Genomic DNA, 17,169 nt, shown 5'->3' with positions numbered 1-17,169 from the left:
TCGGGGAGGTGCTCAGGTCACGTCGTCATAGCCGTTGACCCGGTCGGAACCGGTGCCGCCCGCCTGCTCGGGCAGGGCTGCCCGGCCGGCCGAGACGGCCTCGACCTCGCCGACGTCCTCGGGGGTGAGATCCAGGTCCGAGGCCTCGTCGTCGTCCGGTCCCTCCGCGTCGCGGCGGCGCTTGCGCCGGTCGTTGAGCAGGGAGAAGACGACCGCGGCGAAGTACAGCACCCAGATCGGCCCGGCCAGCGCCAGCATGGTCAGCGGGTCGGTGCTGGGGGTGGCCACGGCCGCGAAGACCGTGATGCCGAGGATCATGGCGCGCCACCAGCCGAGCATCCGCTGGCCGGTCAGCGCACCCGTGAGGTTGAGCATGATCAGCAGCAGCGGCAGCTCGAAGGACAGGCCGAAGACCAGCACCATGCGTGTGACCAGGTCGAGCAGGTCGTCCAGCGGCAGCAGGTTGTTGACGTCCTTCGGCGTGAAGCCGATCAGGACCTGCGCCGTGGTGGGCAGCACCCGGTAGGCGAAGTAGGCGCCACCGAGGAACAGCGGAACGCCGGTGCCGACGAAGGAGAGCGCGTACTTCTTCTCGTTCTTGTGCAGGCCCGGGGCGACGAAGCCCCACAGCTGGTACAGCCAGACCGGGGAGGCCAGTACGACACCGGCCATCAGGGACACCTTCAACGCCAGCGTGAACGGCGTCAGCAGACCGTTGATCGTGATCTGCGCACACGGCTGGGACGTCTTGGACGCCCTCGACAGCTCCTCGAAGTTCTGGGAGCAGCCGACCGAGTGCAACACCGGCTTGGTGATGATGTTGACGATGTCGTTGTAGAAGAAGGCGGCCACGCAGGTCACCAGGATGATGGCGAGCATCGCCTTCGCGAGCCGGTTGCGCAGCTCGCGCAGATGGTCCGCGAGGGGCATCCGCCCCTCGGGGTCCTTCTCCTTCGTGCGGGCAGACTTAGGCAACCCACGTCCTCATCTCGTGCGGCAGGCCGAGGGGGTCCCGGCCCTGCGTCAGCGCTTGGTCGTGTCCGACGGCTCGGTGACGGGACGCGCACTGGTCACGTCGCCGGGGGCCGCCTGGATGGTGCGCTGCACGGACTCGTCGGTGTTCGGCGGGCCGGCGGGGGTGGGCGTGGTGTTGCCCTCTTCCTTCATCGCCTTGGCTTCGCTCTTGAGGATGCGGGCGGACTTGCCGAGCGAGCGGGCCATGTCCGGAAGCTTCTTCGCGCCGAACAGGAGCACGATGACGACGAGGATGAGAATGATCTCGGGAGCTCCGAGCCTTCCGAACATAAGTCTTTACCTTCTCACCGAGGCGGCTGGGGTGGGGTGCTGTGCGACCGGTCGGACATCTGTCCGACCTTCGTGCTGCCAGCGATCGTAACGCTCAGGGGTAAACGTGAGGCAATCCCCGTGCGTACTCCCGGTCCGCGCTCCGGGCCTCGTTATCCGGACCGCGATCAGCAGAGTACCCGCCTCCGCCGACAACGTGACAGGGCAAAGTGACGCGAAGCGCATGAGGCGCGCAACTCACACCCCGCCCATATGTGACTCACAGTGCGTCCACGGAACGCGCCGTCGACACCGCCGCCCGTTCGAGGTCCTCGGCCGCCCGGTTGATGCGGTGCGCGGCGTCCGCGACCTGGAGTCCGAGCCGCCGCGCCTCCAGGAAGACCCGGACGGCGAGCACGCCGAGCACGGCGAGACCCAGGAAACCCACAGCTACCGCGACCATCGCCCAGAACATGGGGCGAGCCTAGACCCTGCTAGCCGACGGAGGTCAGCCGCAGGGTCCTGACCCCGCCGCCGGTGAGCAGTTCGACGATCCGCTCGCCCGCGGGCTTGCGTACGGCCGCGCCGCAGTCGGGGCAGGTGAAGGAGTAGAAGGTGGTGCGGCTGGTGGCGCCGATGGCGAGGCGCAGGGCGCTCGCCGCCAGTTCGAAGTTGCCCCGGCAGTCCGGGCAGCCCGCTCTGAACATCACGGGGACCACACTCTTCATCCCGGCGAACGCGGCGGCCACCGTCATCTCCGGCCCACCCGAGACGCCCTGGGCCCCCGGGACACCCGTCATCGTCGACTCGCTCACAGCCCCTGCTCCTGCCTCTCGTCAACACCCTGCACTGCGTCAACAACACCCTGCGGGCCGTCGTACGCCTCCAGCGCCTCGCTGGCGGCCCGGCGGGCGCTGTCGGCGAGGTCGCTCGGGGAGACGATCCGGCCGTCGCGCCCGAGCCGCAGGGCCAGGCGTCTCAGGGACGTGGGGTCGGGGGTGCGCAAGGTAATACGCAGCCCGCCGTCGGGAAGCTCATCGGCACTGTCGTGCGGGTAGTACTCGGCGACCCAGCGCCCGCCAGGCCCGACCTCCACAACGACCTCCGGGTCCTCGGCGGCGGGCTGCACCAGCGCCTCCGACAGGTCCCGCAGTTCGATCTCGGGCGGCGCGGACGGCTCGTCGAGGATCTTGATCTCGGCGACCCGGTCGAGCCGGAAGGTGCGGCGCGCCTCGGAGCGCCGGCACCAGGCCTCCACGTACGTGTGCCCGACGCTGACCAGCCGGATGGGGTCGATCTCGCGCTCGCTCAACTCGTCGCGGGCGGGCGAGTAGTAGCGGATCCACAGGCGGCGGCGCTCGGAGATGGCCCGGTCGACGTCCGCGAAGACCCCGCCCTCGGACTCGAAGGTCACCGAAAGGCGTGCGCTCGCGCCGGCCGCCTCACCGGCCGCCGCCTCCAGCTTGGCGTTGGCCCGCAGCAGCGCCTGCCGGTCGCTCTCGCGCAGGCCGGGGAGCGTCGATACGGCACGGGCGGCCACCAGGAGCGCGGTCGCCTCGTCGGCGGCGAGCCGCAGCGGTTCGGCGACGTCGTCCGGGTTGTGCCACCAGATGCGGTCGCCGTCGGTGTCGATGTCGAGCAGGTCGCCGCCGCGGAAGCTGGTCCCGCACATGGGCAGGATGTCGAGGTCGGAGACCAGCTCGTCCTCGGTGATCCCGAAGGCACGGGCGACGTCCTCGACGCGTGCTCCGGGGCGCTCCTTCAGATAGGTCACCAGGGAGAGCATCCGCCTGGTCTGGTCGATGGCGTTGACGGGCCTGACCGGTTTGCCTGCCACAGTTCTCTTCCGCTCCCCCTCAGCCCTTGGCCACGGCACGCAGCCGGTCCACCACGTCGGCCCGCAGCTCGGCGGGCTCCAGGACGACGACGTCGGGCCCGAACTCCACCAGCCAGGCGTCCAGCCCGTGGCCGTACGGAATCTCCAACTCGTCCCAGCCGTCCCCGAGTTCCCGTACCGCCACGGCTTTCGCCCGCAAGGGGTAACCGGAACCCGTGCGCAGCCGGATCAGCGCGGAGCGGTCGGCGGTCTCCCCCGCCCAGCTCGCGACGGTCTCCCGCACGGTGACGACGTCGGGGATGTCCGCGGTGAACCGCCCGTTGCGGGACCGCACCCTGCCGGTGATCCGGGACAGCCGGAAGACCCGCTCGGCACCCCGGTCCCGGTCCCAGCCGGCGAGGTACCAGTGGCCGCGCCAGCACTCGAGCGCCCACGGCTCGACGTTGCGGGGTTCGGGGCGGGCGGCGGTGGCCTTGCGGTAGTCGAAGACGACGGGCCGGCGGTCGCGGCAGGCCAGCATCAGCGGCTCGAACGACGCCTCGTGCACCGGGATGCGCGGCTCCAGGGCGCCGTGCGGCTCGTACGGGTCGAGGTCCTCGGGCATCCCGGCGGCGCGCAGCTTCTGGAGGGCACCACTCGCGGCGCCGGCGAGCCTGGCCTGCTGCCACACCTTGGCGGCGAGACCGAGCGCGGCCGCCTCTTCGGCGTCGAGGGTGATGGGCGGGAGGCGGTTGCTGTCGCGGCGGGCGAGATAGCCGACCTCGCCGTCCAGGTTCTCCACCGTCTCGATGACGAGGCCGAGTTCGCGCAGATCGTCCTTGTCGCGCTCGAACATCCGGTTGAAGGAGTCGTCGCTGCCCGCTTCGAGGTAGGCCTCGATGGACTCGCGCAGCTCACGCTTGCTGAGCGGCCGCCGCGTCCCGAGCAGACACAGCGCGAGGTTCATCAGCCGCTCGGCCTTGGCAATGGCCATCGACGCCCTTCGCCTCCCTGTATGTGCTTACGAACGATGACCGTACCGCCCCACGGAGGCCTGGCAAAAGCCGAGGGCCCATGCCCTCGCAGGCATGGGCCCCAGGTGATCGGGTCCGGTCGGAACCGGTGATCAGACGGCGACGAGGTCGACCACGAAAATCAGGGTCTCGCCCGGCTTGATCGCCGGGGTCGGGCTCTGGTTGCCGTAGGCGAGGCGCGCGGGGATGGTCAGTTGGCGACGGCCGCCGACCTTCATGCCCTGTACGCCCTGGTCCCAGCCCTTGATGACACGGCCGCCACCGAGGGGGAACTTGAACGGGGTGCCGCGGTTCCAGCTGGCGTCGAACTCCTCGCCGGTGCTGAAGGCCACGCCCACGTAGTGGACGGTGACGTTCTGGCCCGCCACCGCGACCTCGCCGTCACCCTCCCAAAGATCCTTGATCTCCAGGTCGGCCGGGGCTTCGCCCTCCGGGAAGTCGATCTCGGGCTTCTCGATGCTCACGTCTCTGGCTCCTGCTTGTGTACGACAAGACAACTCGGACAGTCTCGCATCCCGGCCGGGTTCGCGCTCCGGCCAGGCCGACTTCCGCAGGGGTCACATGGCCGCGAGGATGTCCACCGAGAACACGAGGGTGTCGCCCTTCTTGATGGCGCCGCCGCTCGGCGGGGTGTCTCCGTAGGCCAGGTCCGCGGGCGCGACGATCATGATGCGGCTGCCGACCTTCTTGCCGGTGATGCCCTGGGCCAGGCCCTTGACGACCGTCAGCATGTCCTTGATCGCGAACTGACTCAACCGCCCCTGGGAGTACGTCGATTCGAACTCCTTGCCGGTGCTCCAGACGACGCCCTTGAACTGGCAGAGGATCGACTGGTCCGCCTTGACGACGGCTCCGTCGCTCTCCAGGACGTAGTTCGACACCAGCTTCTTCGGCGGGTCCGCCTTGGGGACGGTGACCGAGGGGGCCTTGCCGTCGGTGTTCGTGCCGACCTTGGGCAGATCGGCGTCGGACTGCGCGACGGTCGAACCCTTGGCGGAACTCTTGGCGTTGAAGGAGTCCTGGATGTCGATCACGAAGACCAGCGTGTCGGTGCCCTTGATGCCCGCCTCGGGGCTGCCCGCCGTGCCGTATCCCCAGGTCGGCGGGATGGCCATCTCGACCCGGCTGCCGACCTTCTTGCCCGGCAGGCCGTAGCGCCAGCCGTCGATGATGCCGCCCTGCGCGAGCTGGATGACCAACGAGGTCTTGCGGTCGTAGGAGTTGTCGAAGACCTTCGCCGTCGACCAGATCTGGCCCAGGTAGTTGACCTTGACGAAGTCGCCCTCCGCCACTGCCTTGCCGCCGCCCGCGATCACCGTCTTCACCGCGAGGTCCTTCGACGGATCGCCGCTGCCCTTGGCGACGGTCGGCTTCTCGTCGAACTTCGTGCCCGCGGTGATCGCCGGCAGCGGACCGTCCACGAGCTTCGGCGGCGGAACGGCCGAGGCCGAGGAGGACGGTGAGGGCGACGGCGACGCGCTGGCCTTACTGGAGGAGGAATCGCTGTCACCACACCCCGCGAGTGTCACAAATCCTGCGGGAACAGCGATGAGAAGGGAGCGTCGGCGCACGGTGAAGGCCTCGTATCGGTCGATCTCGTTGATGGCGTGCGCGCAACTCTACGACGTGGCACGGGCCCCGTACGTGAAACGTACGGGGCCCGTGTGGCGTGCCGAATATGCATCCGGAGGTCGATATCCGGATACTTTCGGCTACATTCCGGCGATCAGTTTCTCCACCCTGTCGTCCACGGAACGGAACGGGTCCTTGCACAACACCGTGCGCTGGGCCTGGTCGTTGAGCTTGAGATGGACCCAGTCGACGGTGAAGTCCCGCCGCTGTTCCTGAGCCCTTCGGATGAAGTCGCCGCGGAGCCGTGCCCGAGTGGTCTGCGGCGGAACGGACTTGCCCTCGAAGATCTTCAAGTCGTTGCAGATCCGGGCGGCTTGGCCCTTCCTCTCGAGGAGGTAGTAGAGCCCTCGGCGACGGTGGATGTCGTGGTAGGCGAGGTCGATCTGCGCCACCCGCGGGTGGGACATGGTCATGTTGTGCTTCGCCCGGTACCGCTCGATGAGCTGGTACTTCATGACCCAGTCGATCTCGGTGCCGATCCGGTCGAGGTCCTCGGCCTCGATCGAGTCCAGCACCCGGCCCCACAGTTCGAGGACCTGCGCGACGGTGCCGGTACGGATGCCGCGGCGGTCGACGAAGTCCACGGCCTTCTCGTAGTACTCGCGCTGCACCTCGATCGCGGAGGCCTCGCGTCCGCTGGCCAGACGCACCTTGCGCCGGCCCGTGATGTCGTGGCTGACCTCGCGGATCGCCCGGATCGGGTTCTCCAGGGTCAGGTCGCGCATCACCGTGCCCGCCTCGATCATGCGCAGCACCAGGTCGGTGGCACCGACCTTGAGCAGCATGGTCGTCTCGGACATGTTCGAGTCGCCCACGATGACGTGGAGACGGCGGTAGCGCTCGGCGTCCGCGTGCGGTTCGTCCCGGGTGTTGATGATGGGCCGGGAACGCGTCGTCGCCGAGGAGACGCCCTCCCAGATGTGTTCGGCGCGCTGGCTGACGCAGTACACGGCGCCGCGCGGAGTCTGCAGCACCTTGCCCGCGCCGCACAGAAGCTGACGCGTGACCAGGAACGGGATGAGGATGTCCGCGAGCCGGGAGAACTCGCCGTGCCGTGCCACCAGGTAGTTCTCGTGGCAGCCGTACGAGTTGCCCGCCGAGTCGGTGTTGTTCTTGAAGAGGTAGACGTCGCCCGCGATTCCCTCCTCGTGCAGGCGTCGTTCGGCGTCCACCAGGAGTCCTTCGAGAATGCGCTCGCCGGCTTTGTCGTGGGTGACCAGTTCGGTCACGTTGTCACATTCGGGGGTCGCGTATTCCGGATGTGAGCCCACGTCGAGATAGAGCCGGGCACCGTTTCGCAGAAAGACATTGCTGCTGCGGCCCCATGACACGACACGGCGGAAGAGGTACCGAGCCACTTCGTCGGGAGACAGACGCCGCTGTCCCCTGAACGTACACGTGACGCCGTACTCGTTCTCCAGCCCGAAAATGCGGCGGTCCATGACTGAACATTACGCCCGATCGCCTGTGCTGAAACGGGGTTCGGCGGCACGGTTTGGATCATTTTCCGATGAAGCCGCAACCACCGCGCCCACGGCGGGAGCTGCGAGGACCCGCCCGGTGGCCAGCAGAACCAGCAACGACACGGCCCCCGCGGCCCCTGGTACGGCGAACCCCCACAGGGCCCCACCGGCCTGTACGACCGGCCCCGCGACGCCCGTTCCGACCGACGCCCCCACGGTGAACGTCGTCACAAGCCACGAGAAAGCCTCGGTGACCGTGCCCTTCGGGGCGTGCCGGTCGACGATGATGAAAGCGCAGGCGAGGGCGGGCGCGAGGAACACCCCGGCGAGCACGGTGAGCAGCACCATGGCCACCGCACCCGGCATGAGCATCAGCGGCAGGTAACACACCGCCAGCAGCCCCACCAGGACCCGCAGTCGCCGCTCCGGCACCCCGCTCCACTGCCGCGCCCCGTAGACGGTGCCACCGAGCAGCGCGCCCAGTCCGATCGCCGCCATCAGCCACCCGTAGACCACGTCACCGCCGTGCCCGTCGGCGTACGACACGGACGCGACCGTGATGGACCCGAGCGCCATCCCGACGAACAGGAACGCGCCCAGCAGCGCCAGCAGCCCCGGCGAGCGCAGGGCGCCCAGCCAGTGCGCCTCGCGCGGCGCCGAACGCCACGCGCGCGAGGGCGGCGACACGACTACGGAGAGGGCGCCCAGCACCCCGATGACGTTCAGCACGAGCAGCGCCACGGGGGCGGACCACAGCGACACGAACACCGTCACGAGCAACGGCCCCACGGTGAACATGACTTCCTGGGCGACCGCGTCCATGGCGTACGCCGTGTGCACCTGGTCCTCCCGGCGCAGCACGGCCGGCCACAGCGCCCGCAGACCGCCCTCCAGGGGCGGCGCGAAAAGCCCGGCGGCCGCTACGGCTGTGTAGGCGAGGGGCAGCGGATCGGTGCCGCCGAAGGCGAAGACGGCCATCGCGAGCGCCGACAGGACCGCGGCGGGCAGCTGCACACGCGGCTGCCCGTGGACGTCCACCAGCCGCCCGAGGAGGGGCTGTCCGACCGCGTTGGCGATGCCGTACACGGCCGCGAGTGCCCCCGCGAGGCTGTAGGTGCCGCCCTCGGCGCGGATGAACAGCACGATCGCGATCGCCGCGGTGGCGTTCGGCAACCGCCCCACCAGCGTGCCCACCAGCAGGCGGGTGGCGTGCCTCGCCCTGAGGATCTCCAGATATCCCACGGCCTCGTACCGCCCTCCCCCTCACCGCGCACATGAGGTTTTACGTATAACGTCGTCGGTCATACGTACCATGTGCGCTGTTCACGAGTCCATACGGAGTCCCTACGGAGTCCTCACCAAGGAGCAGGCCGACGGTGGCAGCAGGCAGCACCCGCCCCACGAGCCGCGACGTCGCGCAGGCCGCGGGCGTCTCCCAGGCAGCCGTCTCCCTGGTGCTCGGCGACAAGTGGCGCGGCCGGGTCTCGGCCACGACCGCCGAACGCGTCCGCGAGGCCGCCCGCGACCTGGGCTACCGCCCCAACCTCGCCGCCCGCAACCTCCGCCTCGGCCGCACCCGCACCGTCCTGCTCGTCGTCCCGGTACTGACGACGGAGTTCTTCGCCGGTGTCTACACGGGCGCGGCCCGCGTAGCCGCCGAACACGGCTTCGGCGTCGTGCTCTACCCCTCCCCCGAGGGCATCGGCCCCGCCCGCGACCCCTTCGCCTCCGCCCAGGCCGCCCTGGACGGCGTGATCGCCTCCTCCATGGCAGCCGACGCCCTCACCGCGATCCGGGGCGACCAGCTCCCCCTGGTGATGCTCGACAGCGACCCGAAGGGCAGCCTGGGCGCGGCCACCGTCAACCTGGACATCGCCGACGGCATCCGCCAGGTCGCCGACCACCTGCTGACCCTGGGCCACCGCCACTTCCTGCACCTGGCCGCCGACGTACCGTCCTGGACCTTCGAGGTACGCGCGCGTGAACTGGCCGCACGGGTGGGCGAGTTCGAGGGCACGACGGTCCGTACGACCCGCGCCCCCATCTCCATCGAGGGCGCCCTGGCCGCGGCCGAGGCCGCGCTCGCGGACCCGGGGTCGCGGGTGACCGCCCTGGTCTGCGACGACGACAAACTCGCCGCCGGCGCCTACAAGGCCGCCCGCCGCCTGGGCCTGCACATCCCGGACGACCTCTCCGTCACCGGCCTCGACGACCTCGCCCTCGCCACCGCCATCGACCCGGAACTCACCACCGTCCGCCTCGACGCCGAACTCTTCGGAGAACACGGCATGCGCGCCCTCCTGGCCGTCCTGGACGGCCACGTACCGGAGGAGGGCGACATCCCCGTGGAACTGGTCGTCCGAGGCTCCACGGCGCCACCAGGCACCGTCTGACGCCCCTGTGGCCCCCGTAACGCCGCGCGCCCCGGCCGATGACCGGCCGGGGCGCGCGAGAGGCTGGGTGAGGTCGACTCACTCCTCGTCGTCGGCGTCGGGCTCCTCCGACGAGGCGTCCGCGCTCCCGCCCTCCAGCAGACGGGACAGCTGAGGACCGACGATGCGCCGGAACTTGCGGGCCTGCGGGCGCGTACGGTCCAGGACCGCGACCTCCAGGCGCTCGGCGGGGATCTCCCGCTCGCTGCCGTTCGTGTCACGGGACAGGGACTGCACGGCCAGCTTGAGCGCCTCCGCGAGCGTCATGCCGTCGCGGTGGCGCTGGTCCAGATAGGTGCTGATCGTCTCGGCGTTGCCACCGACCGCGACCGAGCCGTGCTCGTCCACGATCGAACCGTCGTGCGGCAGCCGATAGATCTGGTCGCCGTCCGGCGTGTCCCCGACCTCCGCTACGACCAGCTCCACCTCGTACGGCTTCTCGGCCGCACTGGAGAAGATCGTGCCGAGCGTCTGGGCGTAGACGTTGGCGAGACCGCGGGCGGTCACGTCCGCACGGTCGTAGGTGTAACCGCGCATGTCGGCGTACCTGACGCCGCCGATCCGCAGGTTCTCGTACTCGTTGTATTTTCCGGCGGCCGCGAACCCGATCCGGTCGTAGATCTCGCTGAACTTGTGCAGCGCACGGGACGGGTTCTCGCCGACGAAGACGATGCCGTCGGCGAACTGCAGCACGACCAGGCTGCGGCCACGGGCGATGCCCTTGCGGGCGTACTCCGCCCGGTCGGCCATGGCCTGCTGGGGTGAGACATAGAACGGCGTCGACACCGGTATCCGTCCCTCTCTTTAAAGTTCCGTCGAAGTCACTGGATCACCTGGATGAGAACGAGCCGGGTCAGAGCAGCGCGGCGCGCGGGCCGTCGGGCTGCTGCAGTCGCCGCTCCAGGATCGAGCGGGCGATCTCGGAGGACTCGTCGTCGGTGAGCCGGCGGAAGCCGTCCTCGGTGATCACGGTGACGATCGGGTAGATCCGGCGGGCGACATCGGGACCACCGGTCGCCGAGTCGTCGTCGGCCGCGTCGTAGAGGGCCTGGACCACGAGGGTCGTGGCCTCGCTCTCGGTCAGCTGGTCGTGGAAGAGCTTCTTCATGGCGCCCCGCGCGAACACCGAACCGGAGCCGGTGGCCGCGTAGCCGAGCTCCTGGGAACGGCCGCCCGTCACGTCGTAGGAGAAGATGCGGCCGATGCCGCGGTCCACGTCGAAGCCGGCGAAGAGCGGGACCACGGCGAGGCCCTGCATGGCCATGCCGAGGTTGGAACGGATCATGGTGGACAGTCGGTTCGCCTTGCCCTCCAGGGAGAGTTGGGCGCCTTCGACCTTCTCGAAGTGCTCCAGCTCCAACTGGAAGAGCTTGACCATCTCGACGGCCAGACCGGCGGTGCCGGCGATACCCACCGCCGAGTACTCGTCGGCCGGGAAGACCTTCTCGATGTCCCGCTGCGCGATGACATTGCCCATGGTGGCCCGCCGGTCACCGGCGAGCACGACCCCGCCGGGGAACGTGACGGCGACGATCGTCGTGCCGTGCGGAGCCTCGATGACGCCCTGGGTGGGCGGCAGTTGCCGGTTGCCCGGAAGCATCGCCGGCTGGTGGTCGGAGAGGAAGTCCATGAAGGACGACGACCCAGGCGTCAGGAAGGCAGCTGGTAGACGCCCGGTGCTACGAGTGTTGGCTTCCACGCGTTTCCTTCCAGATATGTCGCAGCCCGCCTTATGACGTCGGGCCGATCCTTGAACTGCCCCAGTGCTGCATTGCAGCTGAAGCACAGTACGCCTCGGACCCTACCCGTCTCATGGCAGTGATCCACATGTTCGGCGGGAGCCGTCAAACATATGCAACAGATGCCCAACTGCTCGGCGATCAACGCGTCCAACTCCGCCGGAGCGAGACCGTACTTGCGCTTGAGGTAACTGATCCGGTTCCGCTCGGCACGGCACTCGCGGCAGTAACTCGACCAGCCGTCCACTGAAGATTTATTACGCTCCCAGTCCACGTGCGGCTTCACCGCCTCGCACTGAGGGCACCGCTTGTGACCGGGCGGTACCGCAATCCTCTCGCGGACCTTCTTCCCCTTGGCCTCCTGGCGCTGCCGGTAGTACTCGGCAGAGCACTCCCGGCAGTACGCCTGGAGACCATCGGGCATGGACCTGTTACCCGCGAACGCCAATCGAGGCAGCTGCTCTTTGCACCGCGAACAACGCCTCAACTCTGCGGCTTCCGTCATCCCCCGTGATCCTTCAATTCAAAGGTAGCGAGCGCCTACTGCCCACCCTTTTGAACGAACGACCTCACGAAATCCTCGGCGTTCTCTTCGAGTACGTCGTCGATCTCGTCCAGAACCGAGTCGACATCGTCGCTCAGCTTCTCGTGGCGCTCCTTGAGGTCGTCGGTCGCCTGCGCTTCCTCGGCCTGCTCTTCGACCTCCTCCGTGGAGCGCGTCGCCTTCTGCTGTCCGCCGCCGGTGTCCTTGGTCGCCATAACCCTCACCCCGCTCGGTTCGACGTTCTTGATCAGACCCTACTTGCAGGGACTGACATCGGCCCCGCAGTTCCTACAACGTACGGCGGCCACCTCGATGATTCCCGGCCACCGGACGTTCCACCCTGCCCGGCGCCCCGGACCCGAGGATCCTGTCAGCCGCCCGACAGGACCCTGACCAGGTCTTCCGCGGTACGACAGCGGTCAAGGAGCTCCTTGACGTGATTACGCGTTCCGCGAAGCGGTTCCAGGGTTGGGACGCGCTGGAGCGAGTCCCGGCCCGGGAGGTCGAAGATCACGGAGTCCCAGGAGGCCGCCGCGACGTCGTCGGCGTACTGCTCCAGGCAGCGCCCGCGGAAGTACGCGCGCGTGTCCTCCGGAGGCGTCGTACGCGCCCGCTCGACCGTGTCCTCGTCCAGCAGGCGCTTGATGCGGCCGCGGGCCACCAGGCGGTTGTAGAGGCCCTTCTCGGCCCGTACGTCCGCGTACTGGAGGTCGACCAGCTGCAGCCGGGCCGCGTCCCAGTCGAGGCCGTCACGGCGCCGGTAACCCTCCATGAGCTCCCGCTTGGCGACCCAGTCCAGCTCGCCGGCCAGGCTCATCGGGTCGTTCTCCAGCCGGTTGAGCGTGTCCTCCCAGCGGGCCAGGACGTCCTTGGTCTGGTCGTCCGCGTCGGAGCCGTAGCGCTCCTCGACGTACTTGCGGGAGAGCTCGAAGTACTCCATCTGCAGCTGGACCGCGGTGAGGGTCCGGCCGCTGCGGAGGGTGACCAGGCGCTTGAGGGTCGGGTCGTGGGAGACCTGGTGGAGGGTGCGGACCGGCTGGTCCACGGCCAGGTCGACGGCGATGAAGCCGTCCTCGATCATGGAGAGGACCAGCGCTGTCGTGCCCAGCTTGAGATAGGTCGAGATCTCGGAGAGGTTCGCGTCGCCGATGATCACGTGCAGCCTGCGGTACTTCTCGGCGTCCGCGTGCGGTTCGTCGCGGGTGTTGATGATCGGGCGCTTGAGGGTGGTCTCCAGACCGACCTCGACCTCGAAGTAGTCGGCGCGCTGGCTGAGCTGGAAGCCGTGCTCGTGCCCGTCCTGGCCGATACCGACGCGGCCCGCTCCGGTGACGACCTGGCGCGAGACGAAGAAGGGCGTCAGGTGGCGCACGATGTCCGAGAAGGGGGTCTCCCGCTTCATCAGGTAGTTCTCGTGCGTGCCGTACGAGGCGCCCTTGTTGTCGGTGTTGTTCTTGTAGAGGTGGATCGGCTGGGCGCCGGGGAGTTGGGCCGCGCGCTCCGCGGCCTCCGCCATGATGCGCTCGCCGGCCTTGTCCCACAGGACGGCGTCCATGGGGTTGGTGACTTCGGGAGAGCTGTACTCCGGGTGCGCGTGGTCGACGTAGAGCCGTGCGCCGTTGGTGAGGATGACATTGGCCAGGCCGATGTCCTCGTCGGTGAGCTGGCTGGAGTCGGCGGTCTCCCGGGCGAGGTCGAAGCCTCGCGCGTCCCGCAGCGGATTCTCCTCCTCGAAGTCCCAGCGGGCCCGCCGGGCCCGGTGCATCGCCGCCGCGTAGGCGTTGACGATCTGGGACGAGGTGAGCATGGCATTGGCGTTGGGGTGGCCGGGGACGGAGATCCCGTACTCCGTCTCGATGCCCATTACTCGCCGTACGGTCATGCGGCCCTCCTTGCCCGGCGGCGCCCTCGGTCGGGGGCGCCGCTCAAGTACCGCTGGCGCTCCGGTGCGTGTGCGGTGCCCGTCCCCGCACTGCGCGACTCGGCGGTACCGAAGAGCCTAGAACGGCTTTGCGCTGGTGGGGAGATCATTTGCGTCATTGCCTCACGCGCCCCTTGTTCGGTCATGGCCTGAAAAACAGTCGGCTGCGGGTACCCGCCTAGGGCACCCGCAGCCGCCCTGCTTTTTACAGGTACTGACCGGTGTTCGCCACCGTGTCGATCGAGCGTCCGGTGTCGGCGCCCTGCTTTCCGGTGATGAGCGTACGGATGTAGACGATCCGTTCGCCCTTCTTTCCGGAGATCCGGGCCCAGTCGTCCGGGTTGGTGGTGTTGGGCAGGTCCTCGTTCTCCTTGAACTCGTCCACGCACGCCTGGAGGAGGTGCGAGACGCGGATGCCCTTCTGCTTGTGTTCGAGGAAGTCCTTGATGGCCATCTTCTTGGCCCGGCCCACGATGTTCTCGATCATGGCGCCGGAGTTGAAGTCCTTGAAGTAGAGGACTTCCTTGTCACCGTTGGCGTAGGTGACCTCCAGGAAGCGGTTCTCCTCGGATTCCGTGTACATGTGTTCCACGGCCGTCTGGATCATGCTCTGGACGGTGGTGGTCTTGTCGCCGCCGTGCTCTCCGACGTCGTCGGGGTGGAGCGGGAGGCGCTCGGTGAGGTACTTGCCGAAGATGTCCTTGGCGGCCTCGGCGCCGGGACGCTCGATCTTGATCTTCACGTCCAGGCGGCCGGGGCGCAGGATGGCGGGGTCGATCATGTCCTCGCGGTTCGAGGCGCCGATGACGACCACGTTCTGCAGGCCTTCCACGCCGTCGATCTCGGCGAGCAGCTGGGGGACGATGGTGTTCTCCACGTCCGAGCTGACACCGGAACCACGGGTGCGGAAGAGGGACTCCATCTCGTCGAAGAAGACGATGACGGGGGTGCCCTCGCTGGCCTTCTCACGAGCGCGCTGGAAGACCAGGCGGATCTGCCGCTCGGTCTCACCGACGTACTTGTTGAGGAGCTCGGGGCCCTTGATGTTGAGGAAGAAGCTCTTGCCGGTGGCCTGGCCGGTGACCTCGGCGACCTTTTTGGCCAGCGAGTTGGCGACGGCCTTGGCGATGAGCGTCTTGCCGCATCCGGGGGGCCCGTACAGCAGAACGCCCTTGGGCGGCCGCAGTTCGTGCTCCTTGAAGAGGTCGGGGTAGAGGTACGGCAGTTCGACCGCGTCGCGGATCATCTCGATCTGGCCGCCCAGACCGCCGATCTGCTCGTAGCCGATGTCGGGGACCTCTTCGAGGACGAGTTCCTCGACCTCGCTCTTCGGGACGATCTCGTAGACGTAGCCGGAACGGGGTTCGAGCAGCAGGGCGTCGCCGGGGCGGATGGTGATGTCCAGCAGCGGCTCGGCGAGCCGCACCACCCGTTCCTCGTCGGTGTGCCCCACCACGAGGGCTCGTTCGCCGTCCTCGAGGATCTCCTTGAGGGTGACGATGTCACCGACGCGCTCGTACTCCATGGCCTCGACCACGTTGAGCGCTTCGTTGAGCATTACTTCCTGGCCGCGGCGGAGCTCTTCGAGTTCCACGCTTGGGCTGACGTTCACCCGCAGTTTGCGACCGCCGGTGAAGATGTCCGCTGTGCCGTCCTCGTTGGCCACGAGGAAGACACCGAAGCCGGCCGGCGGCTGTGCGAGCCGGTCGACTTCTTCCTTGAGGGCCACGATCTGGTCGCGGGCCTCACGGAGCGTGTTGGCGAGTCGCTCGTTCTGGGCGGACACCCCGGCCAGATTGGTCTGCAGCTCGACGATCCGCTCTTCGAGAATCCTCGTGTGTCGCGGAGAGTCGGCGAGCTTACGTCGCAGGACGGCGATCTCCTGCTCAAGGTAGGCAATCTGCCCGGACGGGTCGTCGGACCCTCGTCCCGGGCGGATGCCGCGGTTCATGTCGTCGTCGTGGGCTGCCACGGTCCTCACCTCCTCCAAGGGGAGCTGGACGCTTCCAGACCCTACCTGGGTGGGTGTCGATTGAAACCCCTAGATCACAAAGACTGTCAAGGTGTGTCGTCGGTCACCCTGCGCTCTCCCTCACGCCGATTGGATACCCACTCAACGTGATTCAGAAGCGGACTGTTCCAAGGCCGGGTTGGTCAAAACCCTTCACGGCGGACGTGAGTTGCCGTGCGGACGGGTTCGACGCCCGGTGGAAACCGGCCATGGTGCTCCTGACTGAGAGTGTCCATGCGGACAGTGTCCGTCATGCGGTGGCGTGAAACCTGAGATCGCGGAGAAAGGCCGTTCGGGCGGGCGGAGGTAGGGTCGAAGATGTTCAACACCCGGCGGAAACAGGAGACATCACCGTGCAGGACGAGGCCGCGGCCGACGGCGGGGCGCTGGAGGTCTGGATCGACCAGGACCTCTGTACCGGAGACGGCATCTGCGTCCAGTACGCCCCCGAGGTCTTCGAGCTGGACATCGACGGTCTGGCCTATGTGAAGAGCCCGGACGACGAGCTGTTGCAGGACAAGGGCGCCACCACGCCGGTACCGCTGCCGCTGTTGGTCGATGTCGTGGACTCCGCCAAGGAGTGTCCCGGTGACTGCATCCATGTGCGCCGGGTCGCGGACCGGGTCGAGGTGTACGGGCCCGACGCGGCCTGAGCGTCAGCCGGTGGTCAGACGTTCTGGGCGTTGCCGGGGGTGGAGCGGACGAACGTGCCGTTCTGCCACTGCCACTTGGCGGTCTCCTTGACGTCGGGGCAGCAACTGGGCACGTCCGCCGTCGAGTAGCCGAGCAGTGTCGCGAGGACCGCGCCGTCGCGTACGGCGAAGTCGGTGACGGTCTCGCGGGCCTTCGGGGCGACCAGGGTGGCGACGACGCGCGGCTTGGCGGCGCCCGCTCCCTGGGTGAGGACGTAGACGCCGTCGGGCGGGGTGCCCATGCCCGCGTCGCAGTGGACCACCGCGACCGTTTCCGGCCTGCCGTCGCCGTCCAGGTCTCCGGACGCCTTCTTCTGTACAACGGCCTTCACGGGGCCGCAGTCGAGCGGGAAGGCGACTCCTGTGGTCGCGGGGGCCGAGGCGGCGGGCGCGGACTTCGTCTGCGGGCCGGCGGCCTGGGCGGCGTGCGCGGAGTCGGGCTGCAGGCCCGAGGAGAGGGCCACGACGCCGGCGAGTGCCGTGGCGATGGCGACCCAGTGGATGGGGCGGGTGTTCGTGTGTGCCAGTTCCAGTTCCGGGACGGCGGAGTGCTGCACTAGGAGTGTCTCCTGTGAGGGCTGTGCCGGTGGGGGTGGCCTGC

The 17,169-nt window shown here is 68.4% G+C and carries 19 protein-coding genes; 2 read left to right on the top strand and 17 right to left on the bottom strand.

Annotation, left to right across the window (positions count from 1 at the left end; all coding sequences use genetic code 11):
• Positions 1-12 precede the first annotated feature (12 nt).
• The 10 genes from tatC to OG714_RS40620 all read right to left on the bottom strand — a co-directional run bounded on the left by tatC (position 13) and on the right by OG714_RS40620 (position 8,471).
• Positions 13-975 carry a twin-arginine translocase subunit TatC gene (tatC, locus tag OG714_RS40665; protein WP_406128661.1) on the bottom strand — a complete coding sequence of 321 codons (963 nt, stop codon included), beginning with the start codon at positions 973-975 and terminating at the stop codon, positions 13-15.
• Positions 976-1,023: 48 nt separating this feature from the next.
• The gene (gene tatA / locus OG714_RS40660) at positions 1,024-1,305 is read right to left on the bottom strand and encodes a Sec-independent protein translocase subunit TatA (RefSeq protein WP_033283742.1); all 282 of its coding nucleotides are present in this window, start codon (positions 1,303-1,305) and stop codon (positions 1,024-1,026) included.
• A 259-nt stretch (positions 1,306-1,564) separates the two neighbouring features.
• Positions 1,565-1,759: a hypothetical protein gene (locus OG714_RS40655; RefSeq protein WP_033283741.1), complete on the bottom strand. Its 195-nt coding sequence runs from the start codon at positions 1,757-1,759 to the stop codon at positions 1,565-1,567.
• A gap of 19 nt (positions 1,760-1,778) precedes the next feature.
• Entirely contained in the window at positions 1,779-2,099 is a 321-nt protein-coding gene (locus tag OG714_RS40650; RefSeq protein ID WP_406128659.1) for a hypothetical protein, read from the bottom strand.
• A complete protein-coding gene (locus OG714_RS40645) occupies positions 2,096-3,121 on the bottom strand; it encodes a helix-turn-helix transcriptional regulator (protein WP_406128657.1) in 1,026 nt (341 codons plus the stop codon). Before OG714_RS40645 ends, OG714_RS40650 begins: the two co-directional genes overlap by 4 nt.
• Before the next feature lie 19 nt (positions 3,122-3,140).
• Positions 3,141-4,094, bottom strand: coding sequence for a helix-turn-helix transcriptional regulator (locus OG714_RS40640; protein WP_406128655.1), 954 nt, complete (start codon positions 4,092-4,094; stop codon positions 3,141-3,143).
• Positions 4,095-4,226: 132 nt separating this feature from the next.
• A complete protein-coding gene (locus OG714_RS40635) occupies positions 4,227-4,598 on the bottom strand; it encodes an FKBP-type peptidyl-prolyl cis-trans isomerase (protein ID WP_317884102.1) in 372 nt (123 codons plus the stop codon).
• Positions 4,599-4,691: 93 nt separating this feature from the next.
• Positions 4,692-5,705: an FKBP-type peptidyl-prolyl cis-trans isomerase gene (locus OG714_RS40630; protein ID WP_406128653.1), complete on the bottom strand. Its 1,014-nt coding sequence runs from the start codon at positions 5,703-5,705 to the stop codon at positions 4,692-4,694.
• 141 nt (positions 5,706-5,846) lie between these two features.
• A complete protein-coding gene (gene pafA, locus OG714_RS40625; RefSeq protein ID WP_318015300.1) occupies positions 5,847-7,208 on the bottom strand; it encodes a Pup--protein ligase in 1,362 nt (453 codons plus the stop codon).
• Between the two features lie 9 nt (positions 7,209-7,217).
• A complete protein-coding gene (locus tag OG714_RS40620) occupies positions 7,218-8,471 on the bottom strand; it encodes an MFS transporter (protein ID WP_406128651.1) in 1,254 nt (417 codons plus the stop codon).
• Positions 8,472-8,605: 134 nt separating this feature from the next.
• Between OG714_RS40620 and OG714_RS40615 the strand changes: the two genes are divergently transcribed.
• Positions 8,606-9,622: a LacI family DNA-binding transcriptional regulator gene (locus tag OG714_RS40615; protein ID WP_406128650.1), complete on the top strand. Its 1,017-nt coding sequence runs from the start codon at positions 8,606-8,608 to the stop codon at positions 9,620-9,622.
• A gap of 78 nt (positions 9,623-9,700) precedes the next feature.
• Here the strand turns inward: OG714_RS40615 and prcA are convergent, their stop codons facing one another.
• The 6 genes from prcA to arc all read right to left on the bottom strand — a co-directional run bounded on the left by prcA (position 9,701) and on the right by arc (position 15,837).
• A complete protein-coding gene (prcA, locus tag OG714_RS40610) occupies positions 9,701-10,447 on the bottom strand; it encodes a proteasome subunit alpha (protein WP_406128648.1) in 747 nt (248 codons plus the stop codon).
• Between the two features lie 67 nt (positions 10,448-10,514).
• Positions 10,515-11,360 (bottom strand): proteasome subunit beta, encoded by an 846-nt coding sequence (gene prcB, locus OG714_RS40605; RefSeq protein WP_406128646.1) that lies wholly within the window; start codon positions 11,358-11,360, stop codon positions 10,515-10,517.
• A complete protein-coding gene (locus tag OG714_RS40600) occupies positions 11,312-11,824 on the bottom strand; it encodes an endonuclease VII domain-containing protein (protein WP_406132122.1) in 513 nt (170 codons plus the stop codon). Before OG714_RS40600 ends, prcB begins: the two co-directional genes overlap by 49 nt.
• 116 nt (positions 11,825-11,940) lie before the next feature.
• Positions 11,941-12,159, bottom strand: coding sequence for a ubiquitin-like protein Pup (locus OG714_RS40595; RefSeq protein WP_019066113.1), 219 nt, complete (start codon positions 12,157-12,159; stop codon positions 11,941-11,943).
• Between the two features lie 155 nt (positions 12,160-12,314).
• Positions 12,315-13,826 (bottom strand): depupylase/deamidase Dop, encoded by a 1,512-nt coding sequence (gene dop, locus OG714_RS40590; protein WP_329351469.1) that lies wholly within the window; start codon positions 13,824-13,826, stop codon positions 12,315-12,317.
• A 244-nt stretch (positions 13,827-14,070) separates the two neighbouring features.
• Entirely contained in the window at positions 14,071-15,837 is a 1,767-nt protein-coding gene (gene arc, locus OG714_RS40585; protein WP_406128644.1) for a proteasome ATPase, read from the bottom strand.
• A gap of 386 nt (positions 15,838-16,223) precedes the next feature.
• Between arc and OG714_RS40580 the strand changes: the two genes are divergently transcribed.
• A complete protein-coding gene (locus OG714_RS40580; protein WP_406132121.1) occupies positions 16,224-16,529 on the top strand; it encodes a ferredoxin in 306 nt (101 codons plus the stop codon).
• Positions 16,530-16,543: 14 nt separating this feature from the next.
• On the opposite strand, the gene OG714_RS40575 is transcribed toward OG714_RS40580, so the two are convergent.
• Positions 16,544-17,125, bottom strand: a complete 582-nt coding sequence (locus OG714_RS40575; RefSeq protein WP_406128642.1) for a hypothetical protein — start codon at positions 17,123-17,125, stop codon at positions 16,544-16,546.
• Between the last annotated feature and the right edge of the window lie 44 nt (positions 17,126-17,169).

It is taken from the genome of Streptomyces sp. NBC_00989 (assembly GCF_045162655.1).
GTDB lineage: Bacteria > Actinomycetota > Actinomycetes > Streptomycetales > Streptomycetaceae > Streptomyces.
Note: the sequence above shows the minus strand (reverse complement) of the source record. Positions and strands in the feature narration are given on the sequence as shown.